Origin of the sequence: Nocardiopsis prasina DSM 43845, assembly GCF_000341265.1 — a bacterium.
In the GTDB taxonomy this organism is placed as follows: Bacteria; Actinomycetota; Actinomycetes; order Streptosporangiales; family Streptosporangiaceae; genus Nocardiopsis; species Nocardiopsis prasina.
The window spans coordinates 1-16,095 of record NZ_ANAE01000176.1 but is presented as its reverse complement, the minus strand read 5'-3'; the positions used below and the strand labels follow the sequence as shown (position 1 = coordinate 16,095).

General features: G+C 72.4%; 16 protein-coding genes. 8 read left to right on the top strand and 8 right to left on the bottom strand.

Features of this window, described 5'->3' with window-relative positions:
• Positions 1-40 precede the first annotated feature (40 nt).
• The gene (locus D452_RS0121380; protein ID WP_017546184.1) at positions 41-943 is read right to left on the bottom strand and encodes an alpha/beta fold hydrolase; all 903 of its coding nucleotides are present in this window, start codon (positions 941-943) and stop codon (positions 41-43) included.
• 113 nt (positions 944-1,056) lie between these two features.
• Between D452_RS0121380 and D452_RS0121375 the strand changes: the two genes are divergently transcribed.
• A complete protein-coding gene (locus D452_RS0121375) occupies positions 1,057-1,929 on the top strand; it encodes a LysR family transcriptional regulator (RefSeq protein WP_017546183.1) in 873 nt (290 codons plus the stop codon).
• 15 nt (positions 1,930-1,944) lie between these two features.
• Here D452_RS0121375 and D452_RS0121370 read toward each other — a convergent pair whose 3' ends face one another.
• The 5 genes from D452_RS0121370 to D452_RS0121350 all read right to left on the bottom strand — a co-directional run bounded on the left by D452_RS0121370 (position 1,945) and on the right by D452_RS0121350 (position 6,826).
• On the bottom strand, positions 1,945-2,370 hold the full coding sequence (locus D452_RS0121370) for a PPOX class F420-dependent oxidoreductase (protein ID WP_026129536.1): 426 nt from the start codon (positions 2,368-2,370) through the stop codon (positions 1,945-1,947).
• Between the two features lie 47 nt (positions 2,371-2,417).
• Positions 2,418-3,779, bottom strand: a complete 1,362-nt coding sequence (locus D452_RS0121365) for an adenylosuccinate synthetase (protein WP_017546181.1) — start codon at positions 3,777-3,779, stop codon at positions 2,418-2,420.
• Entirely contained in the window at positions 3,776-4,762 is a 987-nt protein-coding gene (locus D452_RS0121360; RefSeq protein WP_017546180.1) for a hypothetical protein, read from the bottom strand. Before D452_RS0121360 ends, D452_RS0121365 begins: the two co-directional genes overlap by 4 nt.
• A gap of 51 nt (positions 4,763-4,813) precedes the next feature.
• Positions 4,814-5,935: a hypothetical protein gene (locus tag D452_RS0121355; RefSeq protein WP_017546179.1), complete on the bottom strand. Its 1,122-nt coding sequence runs from the start codon at positions 5,933-5,935 to the stop codon at positions 4,814-4,816.
• 72 nt (positions 5,936-6,007) lie between these two features.
• Complete coding sequence (locus D452_RS0121350) at positions 6,008-6,826, bottom strand: NUDIX hydrolase (RefSeq protein ID WP_051061345.1); 819 nt, start codon at positions 6,824-6,826, stop codon at positions 6,008-6,010.
• Positions 6,827-7,055: 229 nt separating this feature from the next.
• Here D452_RS0121350 and ruvC point away from each other — a divergent pair, with 229 nt between their 5' ends.
• From ruvC to D452_RS0121315, 7 genes are all read left to right on the top strand, one after another.
• Positions 7,056-7,604: a crossover junction endodeoxyribonuclease RuvC gene (gene ruvC / locus D452_RS0121345; RefSeq protein ID WP_017546177.1), complete on the top strand. Its 549-nt coding sequence runs from the start codon at positions 7,056-7,058 to the stop codon at positions 7,602-7,604.
• An 86-nt stretch (positions 7,605-7,690) separates the two neighbouring features.
• On the top strand, positions 7,691-8,308 hold the full coding sequence (gene ruvA, locus D452_RS0121340; protein ID WP_017546176.1) for a Holliday junction branch migration protein RuvA: 618 nt from the start codon (positions 7,691-7,693) through the stop codon (positions 8,306-8,308).
• A gap of 30 nt (positions 8,309-8,338) precedes the next feature.
• Entirely contained in the window at positions 8,339-9,415 is a 1,077-nt protein-coding gene (gene ruvB / locus D452_RS0121335) for a Holliday junction branch migration DNA helicase RuvB (RefSeq protein WP_017546175.1), read from the top strand.
• A 324-nt stretch (positions 9,416-9,739) separates the two neighbouring features.
• Positions 9,740-10,105: a preprotein translocase subunit YajC gene (gene yajC / locus D452_RS0121330; protein WP_017546174.1), complete on the top strand. Its 366-nt coding sequence runs from the start codon at positions 9,740-9,742 to the stop codon at positions 10,103-10,105.
• Positions 10,106-10,259: 154 nt separating this feature from the next.
• Complete coding sequence (locus D452_RS0121325) at positions 10,260-10,820, top strand: adenine phosphoribosyltransferase (RefSeq protein ID WP_017546173.1); 561 nt, start codon at positions 10,260-10,262, stop codon at positions 10,818-10,820.
• Positions 10,821-11,428: 608 nt separating this feature from the next.
• Positions 11,429-13,612 (top strand): RelA/SpoT family protein, encoded by a 2,184-nt coding sequence (locus D452_RS0121320; protein ID WP_026129535.1) that lies wholly within the window; start codon positions 11,429-11,431, stop codon positions 13,610-13,612.
• A 109-nt stretch (positions 13,613-13,721) separates the two neighbouring features.
• Complete coding sequence (locus tag D452_RS0121315; RefSeq protein ID WP_017546171.1) at positions 13,722-14,645, top strand: GNAT family N-acetyltransferase; 924 nt, start codon at positions 13,722-13,724, stop codon at positions 14,643-14,645.
• 71 nt (positions 14,646-14,716) lie between these two features.
• On the opposite strand, the gene D452_RS0121310 is transcribed toward D452_RS0121315, so the two are convergent.
• Together D452_RS0121310 and D452_RS0121305 are read right to left on the bottom strand one after the other, a co-directional pair.
• A complete protein-coding gene (locus D452_RS0121310) occupies positions 14,717-15,184 on the bottom strand; it encodes a nitroreductase/quinone reductase family protein (protein ID WP_017546170.1) in 468 nt (155 codons plus the stop codon).
• Between the two features lie 79 nt (positions 15,185-15,263).
• Positions 15,264-16,095 (bottom strand): acyl-CoA dehydrogenase family protein (locus D452_RS0121305; protein ID WP_017546169.1); only part of this gene is annotated, 832 nt, incomplete at its 5' end.

Sequence of the window (16,095 nt, the reverse complement as noted above, 5' to 3'; positions counted from 1 at the left end):
GGGTGAGAGGTGGGACGGGCGGGGGGCGGGGGGACGGAGGTCAGGCGTCGGGGGCGATGGCCCGGCCCAGGAAGGCGCGGAGGGAGGACGCGGTGGCCTCGGGCGCCTCCTCGGGCACGTAGTGGTCGCAGTCCAGGGGGTGTCCGCTTAGGTCGGAGGCGTACTCGGACCAGGCCTCGGGTACGTCGTAGTGGCGCCCGACGAAACTGTGCTCGCCCCACAGGAGCAGGACGGGGCACTCCACCCGGCGCCCCGCGTCCGCCCGGTCGTGTTCGAGGTCGACGGTGGCGGCGGCACGGTAGTCCTCGCAGGACGCGTGGATGGCGGCGGGGTCGCTGAAGCAGCGCACGTACTCGTCCACCGCCTCCGGGGCGAACGCGGACCCCCCGTGGTGGCGCGCGTTCATTCTGGTGCGGACCCAGAAACCGGGGTCCTGGCCGATGAGGTGTTCCGGAATGCCGTTCCCGGCCGTCAGGAAGAACCAGTGGTAGTACCCGGACGCGAAGTCCGCGTCCGCGTGCTCAAACGCGTACCGCGTGGGCACCACGTCCAGGGCGGCGAAGGCGGTGACGGCCTCGGGGTGGTCGAGGGCCAGGCGGTGTCCGACCCGCGCCCCGCGGTCGTGGCCGACGACGGCGAAGCGGTCGAAGCCCAGCTCACGCATGAGGAGGTACTGGTCACGGGCCATCGTCCGCTTGGAGTAGGCCAGGTGTCGGGGGTCGGAGGGCGGTTTGTCGCTGTCACCGTAGCCGCGCAGGTCGGCCAGCACGACGCTGAACCCGTCGGCCAGGAGCGGGGCGACCCGGTGCCAGATCAGGTGGGTCTGGGGGTACCCGTGCAACAACAGGACGGGGGGTCCCTCTCCGGCCCGTCGGACGTTGAGGCGCAGTCCCCCGACCTCCACGCTGTGCCGGGTGAATCCGGGGAGAAGTCGGTCGTTCATGTCCTGATCACAGCAGCCCGGCACACCGCCCGTCCAAGACCGGTTGGCGATAGCGCTGATAGGCGCGGCCTATAGGATCGGACAGAGTGGGGCGAACGGGACGGGGGTGCGGTGTGGACGTACGGCAGCTGGAGTACTTCCTGGCCGTCGTGGACCACGGCGGGGTGAACCGCGCCGCGGCCGCCCTGCACCTGTCACAGCCCTCCCTGTCCCAGGCGATCCGCGTGCTGGAACGGGACCTGGGCAGCGACCTCTTCCACCGGATCGGCCGCCGCCTGGTCCTCAGCGACGCCGGGCACGCACTCGTCGAACCCGCCCGGGAGGCGGTGCGCGGGCTCGACCTGGCACGCTCCGCCGTGGAGGCGGTCCGGGGACTGCGCCGGGGGCGCGTGGACGTGGCCGCGCTGCCCACCCAGTCCATCGAACCCCTCACCGGGCTCGTCTCGGGCTTCACCGAACGCCACCCGGAGGTGTCGGTGTCGATCCGGGGCGCCCTGACCAACCGGGACGCGGTCCAGATGGTCCGCACCGGCGCCTGCGAACTCGGCGTGGTCGCCACCGACACCCCGATGAGGGACACCGAGGTCCACGTCCACCCGCTGGTCCGTCAGTCCTTCGTCCTCCTGGCGCCCGCGAACGGGCCCTTCTCCCCGGGAACCCCGGTCCCCGTCGCGGACCTGACCGGACGGCGCCTCATCGTCGGCCACGAGGGCTCGGGCATGCGCCGGTTCGCCGACCGCCTGCTGGCCGGTGGTCTGGACGCGCACATCGCTGTGGAGAGCGAACACCGGGTGTCGATCCTGCCGCTGGTCCTGGGCGGTGCCGGGCTGGCCGTGGTCACTGACGCCTGGCGCGGGCTCGCCGAACAGGCCGGGGTCCTCGTCCTGGACCTGGACCCCACCGACCACCTGCTCGTGGCCCTGATCAGTCGCCGGGGCCCGCTCACCGCCGCCGCCCGGGCCTTCGTCGAGCACGCCACCGCCTGACCGTGAACCGGGTGCTCAGCCGGTCATGTTCATCTCCGCGATGACCCTGGTCGGACGCACGCGCACCACCAGCTCACCGGCGACGCCGTTGCGGCGACCGTACTCCTCGGCCACCTCCTCGCCCACGTACCGGCGGGCGATGGCGGTGGCGGTCCGGAGCAGCTCGTCGGGGTCCTCGGACACCTCGGCCACGCCCTGGACCTGCACGAAGCCGTACGGCTCCTCCTCCAGGTCCACCACCAGCGTCACCCGGGGGTCACGGGCCAGCGACCGTCCCTTCGCGGTGTCGCGCCCGGTGTTGAACACCAGCCCGTCCTCGTCGATGGTGAACCAGATCGGCGCCGCCAGCGGACGGCCGTCGGCGGCCGTGTAGGCCACCTTGCCCGTGCGCGTGCCGCTCAGCAGGAAGTCTCGGACCTCGGGATCAGTCAGGGAGCTCATGGCCCCAACGTAGGCCGCGAGCCCGACGTGCCCCAGGTCCGACACGCTCAGGTCGGTGCGTGGAGCCGCCGGGGGAGGGGGCCCAGCCGAGGCGCGCGACGGACCGGCACGTGGGCGTCGTCCCTGGTCGGGCCGGTGAACACCGCCTCCAGTGGCAGCCCCAGGGCGTCGGCGAGGGCGGCGGGCGCCGGGCCCGGCACCGGTTCCAGCACCGGCCGGGCGGCGTCCAGCAGACCGGTGAGCCGGGCCTGGCGGGCCAGGTCGGGGGAGGCCCCGGGGGTGATCCGCACCGGACTCCCGTCCGCGAGTTCGTAGCCCACGCACCAGCGCAGGTCCCGACCCAACCGGGCGGGGGCGTCGCCGTGCGTGACCACCAGCGCGTCCACCCCCGCCGTGGCCTCCAACGCGTACCGGAGCGCCACCAGGTCCAGGTGACCCACCCGGAACCCGCCCTGCCACGGGTGGGCGCGGTTGTGCCGGTCGGCCAACCGCTTGGTGAGCAGCGCGTCCTCGGTCACCATCGGCCCCGCGCCGTGGCGGGTCGCGAAGGTGCGCGTCACCCCGATCCGCCGGGCCCCGTCCGCCGACCCGGCCTCGGCCAGCAGCGCCAGCGGGTTCACGGCGGTGGTGGTGGACCAGGTCGTGTACGGGTGGAAACCGTGCCACTCGTCCAGCAGCACGCCCTGCGCGCCCTCGAACACCACCGGCGTCCGAGCCAGCAGACGGCGCAGGTACCGATCGTCCACGAGCCGGACCCGCTCGGCGAAGGCCCGGTAGGCGTCCATGCACGCGTCCGGATCGGGGAGGGGTTCCCGGGCCGCACCCCCGTCGCCGTCCGCCGCCTCGGTCAGCACCGAGGCCAGCCGCTCCGCCAGGCGGTCCAGCTTGCGGCGGAGCCGCCCCGGAGACGCGCAGTCGCCCACCGTGGGCGCGTCCTCGGGGTGCTCCAGGGCATAGGCCATCGTCTCGCCCACCCCCATCCCGCACGAACCGTGCCGGTCCCGGCCGCGCGCACGCTCCCGGGCACGGTTGGCGGCCGCGTGCCACGGAGTGCTGATCAGCGCGCGCCGGTCCACCGTGACCAGGGAGAACGGGTCCGCCACCCCCAGCGCCGCCAGGTGCTGGGCCTCGGCGGCCAACGCGAAGGGGTCCACCACCACGAACCGGGACAGGTGGGTGGGCACCGGGCCGCCCGGGGCGAGCGTGCCCGCCCCGAACTGCGCGAACGTGTGGTGCCTACCGTCCGGGGTCACCACGTTGTGCGCGGCCTGGGCGCCGCCGTTGGCGCGCACCACGGCGCCGTAACGGCCCCCCGCGCACAGCAGGTCCACGGTCACGCCCTTGCCCGCGTCGCCGAACCCCAGGTCCACGACGATCGCGTGCTCATCGGACGGCGCCCGGCCGTTCACAGCCGGTCCACCCCGGGGCCGTCACCGGCCAGCCCCTCCAGGTCGGGCGAGGTGGCCACCGCGCCGCGCCCGCGCGCCAGCGGACGCAGGGCCCGGCCCACCACGTCGGCCTGGTCCGACCCGGCGTCGGCCAGGTCCCGCAGACCCTCCTCCAGGTCGATGGCCTCCTCACCCAGGCCCACGGTGACCGCGATCGTCTCGCAGACCGCGTCTAGGTCGTCCAGCAGGACCAGGTTCTGGCCCAGGTGCCGTTCCCAGAACTTCCGGACCCGGTCGTCCCGGAAGTGGTAGCTGCCGGTCGGCATGAGGAAGTACACCTCGTACTTGCGCCGCAGCTCCTCCAGGAGCTCCGGGAGGGCCACGTCCCCGTCGAGGTCGTCGCCGATCACCTCCCGGACCTCCCGCGCCTTGACCGCGCTGTAGGCCATCTCGTCGCCCACGATGAACAGGTACCCGCGCCGCCCGCGCTTCTCCAGGCAGTCCAGTGCGGTGTGCCGGGCCATGAAGTACATCGCCAGTTCGTAGGACTCGGTCATCTGACCCCCGCCCCCGCCCTCCAGCAGGATGTTGCCGAGGTCGTCCTCCAGTTCGTTGCCGGACTCGAACTGGCCGACCTGGAGCGGCACGCGGTCGCAGGTGGCGTCGCCGATGGCACCGAACAGGATCTGCGGGTCCTGCACGTACCCCCGGCGCAGGAGCAGCCCGAACAGGTCGGGGAGCTTGGCCTGGAGGGCGCGGGGCACGCGCCCCATGGAGCCGGTGACGTCGAAGAGCACCGACACCGCCAGGGAGTTCGGGTGCGCCTCGGAGTCGCGGCTCTCACGCATCGCCACGCCGCGCGGGTCGAGTGAGGCGTGGGCCCGCCACTGGTCGCGCGGGGTACTGGTGACGTCGTCGTGGTAGTCGAACCCACTGCTTCCGGCGGAGGCCTGGTAGGCCCGCCTGGCGTGGTGGGCGTCGGTGGACCAGCTGCTGCTTCCCATCGTCGTCTCCTTCTGTTCGGGGTGGTGGGTGGGTAACGGGGGTCGAGTGGTTCAGGCGGGCATGGCGAAGGGGCGGAACCGGCGCGGACCGAAGCACCGCTCCAGCGCCTCGTCCAGCTCACCGAGCAGTGCGAACGCGTCCTTGGGGCGCCTCTCCGGGGAGGGCAGCGTGCACCCGCGAGCCAGGGCCCGCAGCGGACCGGGGAGGCGGCCGTCGGTCACGAACTCCACGCACCGGGTGGCCATGTACACGTCGGTGGCGGGCACGGCGGGGCGGCGCTCGGCGACCTCCGGCGGATACGTCTCCCGGCGGTGCGGAACCATCGCCGGGACGTGCGGCGCGGTGCGCCGCTCGCCGAAGGTGACGGAGTAGCACCAGTCCACGAGGACGAGACCGTGCGCCTCGGGGTGGACCAGAACGTGCTCGGGTACGACCGCGCCGTGCACGACCCCGGACTGGTGGGCGTTGCCCAGCGCCACCAGCAGCCGCCGCCACATCCACGCGGCGTCGCGCGGGTCGATCCCGTCCGGGTACGCCCGTCGCACCTCGGCGAGGCTGTGGAAACCGGACAGTCGGCCCAGCACGTTGCCCCGCCGCTCCACACCCGTGGCCGCGTCCCGGTGGCGGACCGACTCCACCAGCTCCGGGGCGAACGCCCGGTACCGTTCGGCGCCGCGTTCGCGGATCCGGCGCAGCGCGGTTGCCTCGGCCAGGAGGAGGTCGTTGTCGCGCGGGGCCCGGGGGAGCTTGAGCAGTGCGTCCCGCCAGGGGCCGTCCGGCGCCGCGCCACGGGTGCCCTCCCGCCACCGCACCGGATGCAGGTCGGCCACGTCGCCGCTGGCCAGAGCGCCGTCCCGGCTCACGTGGTAGGTCCGCCCCCGGGCCACGAGGGTGATGTCGTCGAGGCCCAGGCCGCCCTCCACCGCCGTCCGGTAGCGCCGCCAGGCCTCGGTGAGCCGGGAGAACCCGGCCGCTGCCTCGGCGGAGCGCTCGGCGGGCGCGGTGTCGGGATGGAGCAGCCGGGCCAGGTGCCGGTACGCGGCGGTGGCGGCCACGGGGACCGCCTCGCCGTCGAGCGGCAGGGGACCGAACAGCGCGGCGGGGTCGGCCGCGAGTCCGAGCTCGCGCAGGGCGGAGTCGAGTCCGCCCTGGGGGTTGTGCTCCACGTTCACCGGTCTCCCTTCCGGGGGTGTGGCTCGACGAGTGCTCACGGGGTCCCGCTCACTGTTGGCGGCCCCGTCTCCTCACTGGGCGCCGCGCAGGAGTGGCGGGTGGAGCAGGGCGGCGCCGCCCGCCCGGTACAGCCGCGCGCGGCGGCCGCCCCCCGCGCCGCCGCGCTCGGCCAGCTCACCGGTGTCCTCCACGAACCCCGGGGTGGCCAGGATCTTGCGGTGGAAGTTGGCGGCGTGCAGGGTCCGCCCCCACACCGCCTCGTACACGCCGCGCAGAGCGGAGATGGTGAACGTGGACGGGAGGAAGGCGGTGGCGAGCGCGGTGTACTCCAGCTTGGAACGGGCGCGTTCGATCGCGTCGGCGAGGACGCGAGCGTGGTCGAAGGCGAGTTCGTGCCGGTCCCTGCCACCGTCGCCGTGTCCGAGGGAGGTCCACGGGACCCACGCGGCCTCGGCCGTGTCGCGGCCGGTGTGCGGGTCGGGCAGGTCGGGGGCCAGCACCATGTACGCCACCGACACCACCCGCATCCGCGGGTCCCGCGCGATCGCCCCGTAGGTGCCGAGCTGCTCCAGGTGCAGCTCGGCGGGCAGGGGGGTCTTCTCCGTGAGCACGCGCAGGGCGGCGTCCGGCAGGTCGCGGTCGGCCGGGGCGTCCGGTCCGTCCTGGGCCCGGACGAAGCCGCCGGGCAGCGCCCACCGGCCTCGCTGCGGCTGCCGGGTGCGTCGGCCGAGCAGGACGTGGGGGACTCCGTCGCGGATGGTCGTGGCCACCACGTCGACGGTGACGGCGACGGGCGCGAACGCGTTCGGGTCGTAGCCGGCGAGGTACCTGCGCTCGTCGGCCGCGTCGTAGCGACCCGCTCCGCGCGGGTCCCCGGTCGGCCCGTCGATCCCCTCGGACACTGCTTCCCCCTTGTTGTTCTCAAGCTGAGTTTTTCTCGATGTGAGTTCAACCTAGCACCGCTCGGTCCGCCCGTCCACCCCTGGGTCCGCCCGTCCACCCCTCGGGGGCGACACGCCGCGCCTGGCGGCCGATCCCGTCGGCGCCCGCCGCTAGCATGGTGCGAACGGACGTTCGAGAACACGGCCGTGGGCGACGAGAAAAGGACAGGGTGGGGACGTGCGCGTGCTGGGGATCGACCCGGGGCTGACCCGCTGCGGGGTCGGGGCCGTCGAGGGCGCCATCGGCCGCCCCCTGCGCCTGCTGGCCGCCGACGCCATCCGCACCAGCCCCGACACCCCGCTCCCGCAGCGCCTGGTGGAGGTCGAACGCGGCATCGAGGAATGGCTCGACAAGTACGAGCCGGACGCCGTCGCCGTCGAACGCGTCTTCGCCCAGCACAACCTCAGCACCGTCATGGGAACCGCCCAGGCCAGCGGCATCGCCCTGGTCTGCGCCGCCCGGCGCGGACTCCCCGTGGCCACCCACACCCCCAGCGAGGCCAAGGCCGCCATCACCGGCAACGGTCGCGCCGACAAGAAGCAAGTCGGTGGCATGGTGGCGCGTATCCTCGGACTCGACGGGCCGCCGAAACCGGCCGACGCCGCGGACGCCGTGGCCCTGGCCATCTGCCACATCTGGCGCGGCGGGGCCCAGGCCCGGGTCGCCCAGGCCCAACAGGACTTCGCCCGCAAGGTGGAACTGGCCCGACGCGCACGCGGCCGCTAGCCCCCGGCAGAGCGGCGGCGTGCGCGTCAGGCAGCACCACAGCCCCCAAGGAAGGAGACGGGCACCCCTCCCGGTGTCCACACGAGATGATCGCGTTCCTCACCGGCCGGGTGGCCGCACGCGGCGCGGCCAGCGCCGTGATCGACGTCGGCGGGGTCGGTATGACCGTCCAGTGCACTCCCTCCGCCCTCTCCCGGCTCCACGTGGGGGAGGAGGGCACCGTGGCCACCAGCCTCGTCGTCCGCGAGGACTCCCTCACCCTCTTCGGGTTCGCCGACGACGACGAGCGGAACCTGTTCGAACAGGTCCAGACCGCCTCCGGCATCGGCCCCCGCATCGCCCTGGCCATGCTCGCCGTGCACAGCCCCGACAGCCTCCGCCAGGCGGTGGCCACCGAGGACACCACCGCCCTGACGCGCGTCCCGGGCATCGGCAAGAAGGGCGCCCAGCGCATCGTCCTGGAACTGCGCGGCAAACTCGACGCCCCGGTCATGACCGACGGCACCCTGCCCCCCGCCGACGCCTCCGGCGGCACCGAACCCAACGGGGCCTGGCGCGGCCAGGTCGTCTCCGGCCTCGTCAACCTCGGCTGGTCGACCAAGGACGCCGAGGCGGCCGCCTCGGCCGTCGCCGCCGAGGCCGAGGACACCGGCGACGTCACCGTCCTGCTGCGCAGCGCCCTGCGCAGACTCAGCCGCGCCTAGCCACCGACAGGAACCGGAGGGAGAAGACCCGTGTACGAGCGTGACGCCGTCTCGCCCGAAGCCGACGTCGAGGAACACCAGATCGAGGGCGCGCTGCGCCCCAGGAACCTGGACGAGTTCGTCGGCCAGCACCGGGTGCGCGAACAGCTCGCCCTGGTCCTGCACAGCGCCCAGCGCCGGGGCCGCGCCCCCGACCACATCCTCATGTCCGGCGGCCCGGGCCTGGGCAAGACCACCCTCGCCATGATCATCGCCGCCGAACTCGGCGCGCCCCTGCGCATCACCTCCGGCCCCGCCATTGAACGCTCCGGCGACCTCGCCGCCGTGCTCTCCACCCTCCAGGAGGGTGAGGTCCTCTTCCTCGACGAGATCCACCGCATGGCCCGCCCGGCCGAGGAGATGCTCTACGTCGCCATGGAGGACTTCCGGGTCGACGTCGTGGTCGGCAAGGGGCCCGGCGCCACCGCCATCCCCCTGGACATCGCCCCGTTCACCCTGGTCGGGGCCACCACCCGCGCGGGCATGCTCCCGGCACCGCTGCGCGACCGCTTCGGCTTCACCGCTCACATGGACTTCTACGAGCCCGGCGAGCTGGAGCAGATCCTGCACCGCTCCGCAGGGCTCCTCGGCGCCCCGCTGGAAGGGGAGGCGGCCGGGGAGATCGCCGGCCGCTCTCGGGGCACCCCCCGGATCGCCAACCGGCTCCTGCGCCGCGTGCGCGACTACGCCGAGGTGCGCGGAGACGGCCGTCTCACCCTGGACAACGCCCGCGCCGCCCTGGAGCTGTACGAGGTGGACGCGCTCGGTCTGGACCGCCTGGACCGGGCCATCCTGGACGTGCTCATGAACCGCTTCCGGGGAGGCCCGGTGGGACTGTCCACGCTCGCGGTGTCCGTGGGGGAGGAGGCCGAGACCGTGGAGGTGGTCGCCGAACCCTTCCTGGTCCGCTCCGGATTCCTCGCCCGCACCCCGCGCGGCCGTGTGGCCACCCCGATGGCCTGGGCGCACATGGGGATCATCCCCCCGCCGGACGCAGCCTTCGGCGCCGCCGCCGACCCCGCCGCGAACGGGGCAGGGAAGGCCGGTCAGGGCACCTCGGCCTCCTGACCGGAGCCGGGAGACTTCACAAGCGGGCCCCCGTCCGGGCACAATGAGGCGCGTGCGCGAACCGGGTCCGAACCGTTAGCGCTCCGACCCCGGGCGGTGGGTGACCGGTGACCGGCGCCACGTAAACTGGGTCGAACCAGCCAGGACGGGGCAGCGGCCTCGTCTGGTGTCGTCGGACACCGGCGGAACGAGTTGGCTCCCCCCGAGCGTTGTAGGCATCGGGTACGACTCCGGCCGCCGTGGTCGGTCGGCCCGAGAAGGTGGTCGTCGCGGTGTCCGAACCGGCAGACGTCGGCCACACGAAACGTCAGGAAGGACGCCCCCGTGCAGGGCATTTACACTCTCGCCGACGCGGCCCAGCAGGAGGGCAGCATCTTCAGCATGATGCTCCCGTTCGTGCTGATCCTCCTGGTCTTCTGGCTCCTCTTCTGGCGCCCGAACCAGAAGCGTCGCCAGCAGGAGACGCAGATGCAGAGTTCCCTGGTCCCCGGCGTCGAGGTCATGACCAAGGCGGGCATCTTCGCGACGGTGGTGGAGATCCACGACCAGGACGTGCTCCTGGAGATCTCCCCCGGTACCCGCATCCGGATGCTCAAGGCCGGTGTCGGCGAGGTCATCACGCCCGCCGCCGACGACACCCCGGTCGAGGACCGTCCCGACTTCGGCGACGACGACAAGCCCAAGGGATAGCACCGGGCCGGGCGTGACACCGCGCCCCGGCTCACCACAGACTTCGGTACCGGCCCCCCACCCGGGGCCGGTACCGCTGTTTCCCGGCCAACGCCGCCCGCAGATCCGCCGGGCCAACGCCCGACCGGACCCACCACAGAAGGCCCCGCCACCCATGCCTCACGACACCGCGATCCCGGACGCCCCGGACGCCGCCGACCTCGCCCTGATCGAGGCGCACATCCGCGACGTCCCCGACTTCCCGCACCCGGGCATCCTGTTCAAGGACATCACCCCCCTGCTCAACGAGCCCGGTGCGTTCTCCGTCGCGGTGCGGGCCCTGGCGGCGCCCTTCCTCGGAAGCGGGATCGACCACGTGGTCGGACTGGAGGCGCGCGGCTTCATCTTCGGAGCTCCCGTCGCCATGGCGCTGGGTGCGGGCTTCGTTCCCGCGCGCAAAGCCGGGAAACTGCCCTCGGACACCATCGACCAGGCCTATGATCTGGAGTACGGCACCGCGACCGTCGAGATCCACTCCGACGCGATCACCCCGGGCGGCCGTGTGCTCATCGTCGACGACGTCCTCGCGACCGGCGGGACCGGCAGGGCCGCGGTGGACCTGGTCCGCAAGGCGGGTGGTACGGTCGTGGGATTCTCCGTCCTGATGGAGCTCTCCGCACTGCGGGGACGGGAGAAGATGCCCGACGTGGAGCCGCGCACCCTCCTTTCGGTCTGAGGCCGACACCTCGCCTCGCTGCCGCCCCTCGGGGGAATACCCCGGCAGCCGGTCCTTGTTGACCTACTCCAGCACTCGGTGTGACGTACCTGGTGACCTGAGTCACCGTCCGTACCTCCGAGCCGGACCCGGGGAAACGAGGGGTCGGACCGCTCCCCGCGCAGGTGGGAAGTGGTCCCACTAGACTGACGGGCGAGGGGACCGCGGCGGCCGCGTCAACGACTGGCCCTGATGACACGCACGTGCACCGGAGGCGGGCCGAACGGCGACGTCGGCTCCACCGGGAGGAACCGCGGGAGGTAGGCATGCCAAACGAAGTGGTCTCGACCGGGGCGGTGTCCGAGCAGGGTCCGGACCGGGAGAACCCCGAGACACCGACGGCCGCCACCCCCGAGGAAGCCGCCACGCGAACCGAGCGTGCGGACGGCAGTGGTGCGCAGGCCACCGACAGACCACAGAAGGACCGCCCGGAGGGCGCCGCGCGTGACGCGGCGCCCTCCGACGTCTCGGGGCCGGGGGCCCCGGGGGCGCAGGCGGCCGCCACCACACCCTCCACGGTGCGAGTACGCCGAAGGCTCGCCCGACTCGGGGCCCAGCGGGGAGTGACGATGAACCCGGTGCTCGAACCACTGATCAAGACGGTGCGGGCCACCCATCCCAAGGTGGACGTACGACTGATCGAACGCGCCTACGAGGTCGCGGCCCACCATCATCGCCACCAGAAACGCAAAAGCGGCGACCCCTACATCACGCACCCCCTCGCCGTCGCCACCATCCTCGCCGAACTGGGCATGCAGGAGGCCACCCTGGCCGCCGCCCTCCTGCACGACACCGTCGAGGACACCGACTACTCCCTCGACGAGCTGCGAGCTGACTTCGGCGACGAGATCGCCGAGCTGGTCGACGGCGTCACCAAGCTGGACAAGGTCAAGTACGGCGAGGCCACCCAGGCCGAGACGGTCCGCAAGATGGTCGTGGCGATGGCCCGCGACATCCGCGTCCTGGTCATCAAGCTGTGCGACCGCCTGCACAACATGCGGACCCTGCGCTACCTCCCGGCCCGCGCCAAGCGGGAGAAGAAGGCCCGCGAGACCCTGGAGATCTTCGCCCCGCTCGCCCACCGCCTGGGCATGAACACCATCAAGTGGGAGCTGGAGGACCTGGCCTTCGCCACCCTCTACCCCAAGCGCTTCGACGAGATCGCCCGCCTGGTCTCCGAGCGGGCCCCCCGCCGCGACGTGTACCTCCAGGAGGTCATCATGGCGGTCTCGGCCGACCTGCGCGAGTCCAAGCTCAAGGCCACCGTGCGCGGCCGGCCCAAGCACTACTACTCGATCTACCAGAAGATGATCGCCCGCAACGTGGGCTTCGACGAGATCTACGACCTCATCGCGGTGCGGGTCCTGGTCGACAGCGTCCGGGACTGCTACGCGGCCCTGGGCACGATCCACGCGCGGTGGAACCCGGTCCCCGGCCGGTTCAAGGACTACATCGCGATGCCGAAGTTCAACATGTACCAGTCGCTGCACACGACGGTCATCGGCCCCTCCGGTAACCCGGTCGAACTCCAGATCCGCACCCGGGCGATGCACCGTCGCGCCGAGTACGGCATCGCCGCGCACTGGAAGTACAAGGAGGACCGCAACTCCGCCGGTGCCGAGGCCAAGTCCAAGGGCAGCACCGACATGCAGTGGCTGCGCCAGCTGATCGACTGGCAGCAGGAGACCAAGGACCCGGGCGAGTTCCTGGAGTCGCTGCGCTTCGACCTCTCCGTGCAGGAGGTGTTCGTCTTCACCCCCGGCGGCGACGTCATCTCGCTGCCGCAGGGCGCCACGGCGGTCGACTTCGCGTACGCGGTGCACACCGAGGTCGGCCACCGCACCGTGGGCGCCCGGATCAACGGCCGCCTCGTGCCGCTGGAGAACGAGCTGCACAACGGCGAGACCGTGGAGATCCTCACCTCCAAGGACCCCGACGCCGGGCCCAGCCGCGACTGGCTGAACTTCGTCAAGAGCGCCCGCGCCCGCAACAAGATCCGGCACTGGTTCACCAAGGAACGCCGCGAGGCCGCGATCGAGCAGGGCAAGGACGAGATCGCCAAGTACATGCGCAAGCAGGAGCTGCCGGTCAAGCGCCTGTTCAACGGTGAGGCCATCATCGCCCTCGCCCGTGACCTGCGCTATCCGGACGTCGACTCCCTGTACGCGGCCGTGGGCGAACGCCAGGTCAGCGCGCAGAGCGTGGTCGGCAAGCTCGTGGACTCCATGGGCGGGCTGGACAGCCACGCGGAGGATCTCGCGGAGTCGTCGCTGCCGACCAAGGTGGCGACCAGCCGCCAGCGCGCGGGGAACCCGGGCGTGGTCGTGGCCGGTGGCGACGCCGACGTGTGGGCGCGCCTGTCCAAGTGTTGTACGCCCGTGCCCGGTGACGACATCGTGGGGTTCGTGACTCGCGGCAACGGGGTCTCGGTGCACCGCGAGGACTGCGTCAACGCCGCGAGCCTGGACCGCGAGCGCATGGTGGACGTCGAGTGGCGGCCCACCGAGGACTCGATGTTCCTGGTGGCGCTGCACGTGGAGGCACTGGACCGCTCGCGTCTGCTCTCCGACATCACCCGCGTACTCTCCGATCAGCACGTCAACATCCTGTCGGCGACGGTCCAGACCAGCCGCGACCGGGTGGCGCAGAGCCGTTTCACCTTCGAGATGGCCGACCCCACGCACCTGGGCAGCGTGCTGCGCGCGGTACGCGGGGTCGACGGCGTCTACGACGTGTTCCGCGTCCGCAACTGACCCGCGGCCACCCCGCGAGGGCGGTGCGGCGGCCCCGGAAAACCGGTGGAGCGGGGGAGATCCCGTGGGCTAACGTGCCTGGGACCACTCCGAGGGGAGGCAGCCCCCCATGCTCGACGTCCGCCCGCTCCGCCCCGGGGACGCACGCTCCCTGGAGGCCCTCGCCCGGCGCCTGTGGCCGAAGTCCCCGCACCCCGGCGGCCTCGGTTGGCAGCTGGCCACCGAGGAGTTCACGTCCGAGAACGCGGCCGTGGCCCGCCGGGACGGTGAGGTCGTGGGCTGGGCCGTGGTCGAGGGCCCCGACGCCCTGCGCTCCCTCGCCACCGTCTCTGCCGTGGGCGCCTCCGACGACCCCGAGGCCGGGGCCGCGCTCCTGGACTGGGCCCTGGACCGAACCGGTGACGCCGCAGTGGAGCTCCTGGCCTTCCAGGGGGACACCGTGCTCCGCGACCTCGCGGAGAAGGCCGGTTTCGCCCTCGGGAAGGACAACACCTTCGGTGAGTGGATGAGCCGCGACGCCACCGAGGAGGAGATCCACCTGCCGGACGGCTACCGGATCCGCGCGGTGCGTGAGGGCGAGGAGGAGGCCCGGGTGGAGTGCCACCGCACCGCCTGGAAGCCCTCCGACCTGCCCTGGCCCGAGCGCGTGGGCACGGTGAACCCGGACCTGACCAGCCGGTTCAGTCGGGAACGGTACGACAACACCCGCGCCGCGCTGCTGTACGACCGCGAACTCGACCTGGTGGTGGAGGCCCCCGACGGGTCGCTGGCCGCCTGCTGCGTCGTGTGGTGGGACCCGGAGAACCGCTGCTCGGAGATCGAACCCCTCGGCGTGGTCCCCGCGCACCGGCGCCGGGGCCTGGCCGTCGCGCTCGCCCTCACGGCGTGCGCCCTGACCGCGCGTCGGGGCGGGGACCGGGTGTACATCAACACCACACCGAACGAGGCCTACCCGACCCCGGCCATGACGTACGCGACCGTGGGCTACACACCGCTCGACCGGGGCACGGCCCTGCTGCGCCCCGCGCGCTGACCCCCACGGCTGAGCCCCCACGGCTGAGCCCCGGCCACCCGAGTTCCGGGTGACCGGGGCTCAGCGCGGTTCTACAGACGGATCGTCGTGGACCGCACGATCTGGAAGACCGGGTGCCGGTCGGCCTCGGCCTCGAACGCCTGCTCCGGGGCCTCCGGCGGGGCGTCGAAGTACGGGCCCACGACCGCGGACCTGGGGTTGTCCAGGTACTCCTTGAGCACCGGAGCCGCCTCGGCCGGGCCGAGCTCCCGCACACTCACCAGTTCGATCCAGCCGCCCTGGCGCAGGGTGGCGAAACCGTCCTTGCGGATGTTGCGCACCCAGCCGACCTCGCCGTACGGAGAGACCAGGTACCGTCCGCTCTCACTGTCCAGGACACTGAGCGGGATGGTGCGCAGGAAACCGGAGGTGCGCCCACGCGTGGTGAGCAGGTGCAGCTCCGGCGGGCAGGCCCCGTACTTGACGAAGCCGCTGACGAAGGCGTTGGCGGTCCGCCGCAGTTTCGTCATCTCGAACCGCTTCGTCGGTTCGTTCACCATCTTCGGCAACTCCCTCGATCGGATGCTCCCATTGTGATGGTTTCCGGCCACCGATGGCACCCGAGGGGTGCCCGCCGCCCTACCGGAACGCCGAGACGCCGGTCACGGACTGGCCGATGCTGAGCGCGTGGATCTCCTCCGTGCCCTCGTAGGTGGCCACCGTCTCCAGGTTCACCATGTGACGCATCACCGGGTACTCCAGGGTGATCCCGTTGGCACCGTGGATGCCGCGCGCGGTCCGGGCCACCCGCTGCGCCGCCGCCACGTTGGCGAACTTCCCGAAGCTCACGTGGTTGTGGTGGCAGTTCCCCTCGTCCTTGAGCCGGCCGATCCGCAGCGCCGTCATCGAGGCGTGGTTGGCGTCCACGACCATGTCGGCGAGCTTGCGCTGGGTGAGCTGGAACCCGCCGATGGGCTTGCCGAACTGCTCACGCGTCTTCGCGTAGTCCAGGGAAGCCTCGTAGCAGGCGCGGGCGGCACCGGCCACGCCCCACACGATGCCGTAGCGGGCCTCGTTCAGGCAGGACAGCGGCGACCCGAGCCCCTTCGACGCGGGCATGACGGCGTCGGCGGGCAGGCGCACGTCCTCCAGGACCAGCTCGGAGGTGATGGAGGCGCGCAGCGAGAGCTTCCTGTGGATCACGTTGGCCGAGAACCCGGGGGTGTCCGTGGGCACCACGAAGCCGCGGATCCCGTCCTCGGTGGCGGCCCACACCACGGCGACGTCGGCGACCGAACCGTTGGTGATCCACATCTTGGTGCCGTTGAGGACCCAGTCCGAGCCGTCACGGCGGGCGCGCGTGCGCATGGAGCCGGGGTCGGAGCCGGAGTCGGGCTCGGTCAGTCCGAAGCAGCCGATCGCCTCACCGGCGGCCATCTTCGGCAGCCACTCGTTCTTGTGCTCCTCCGAA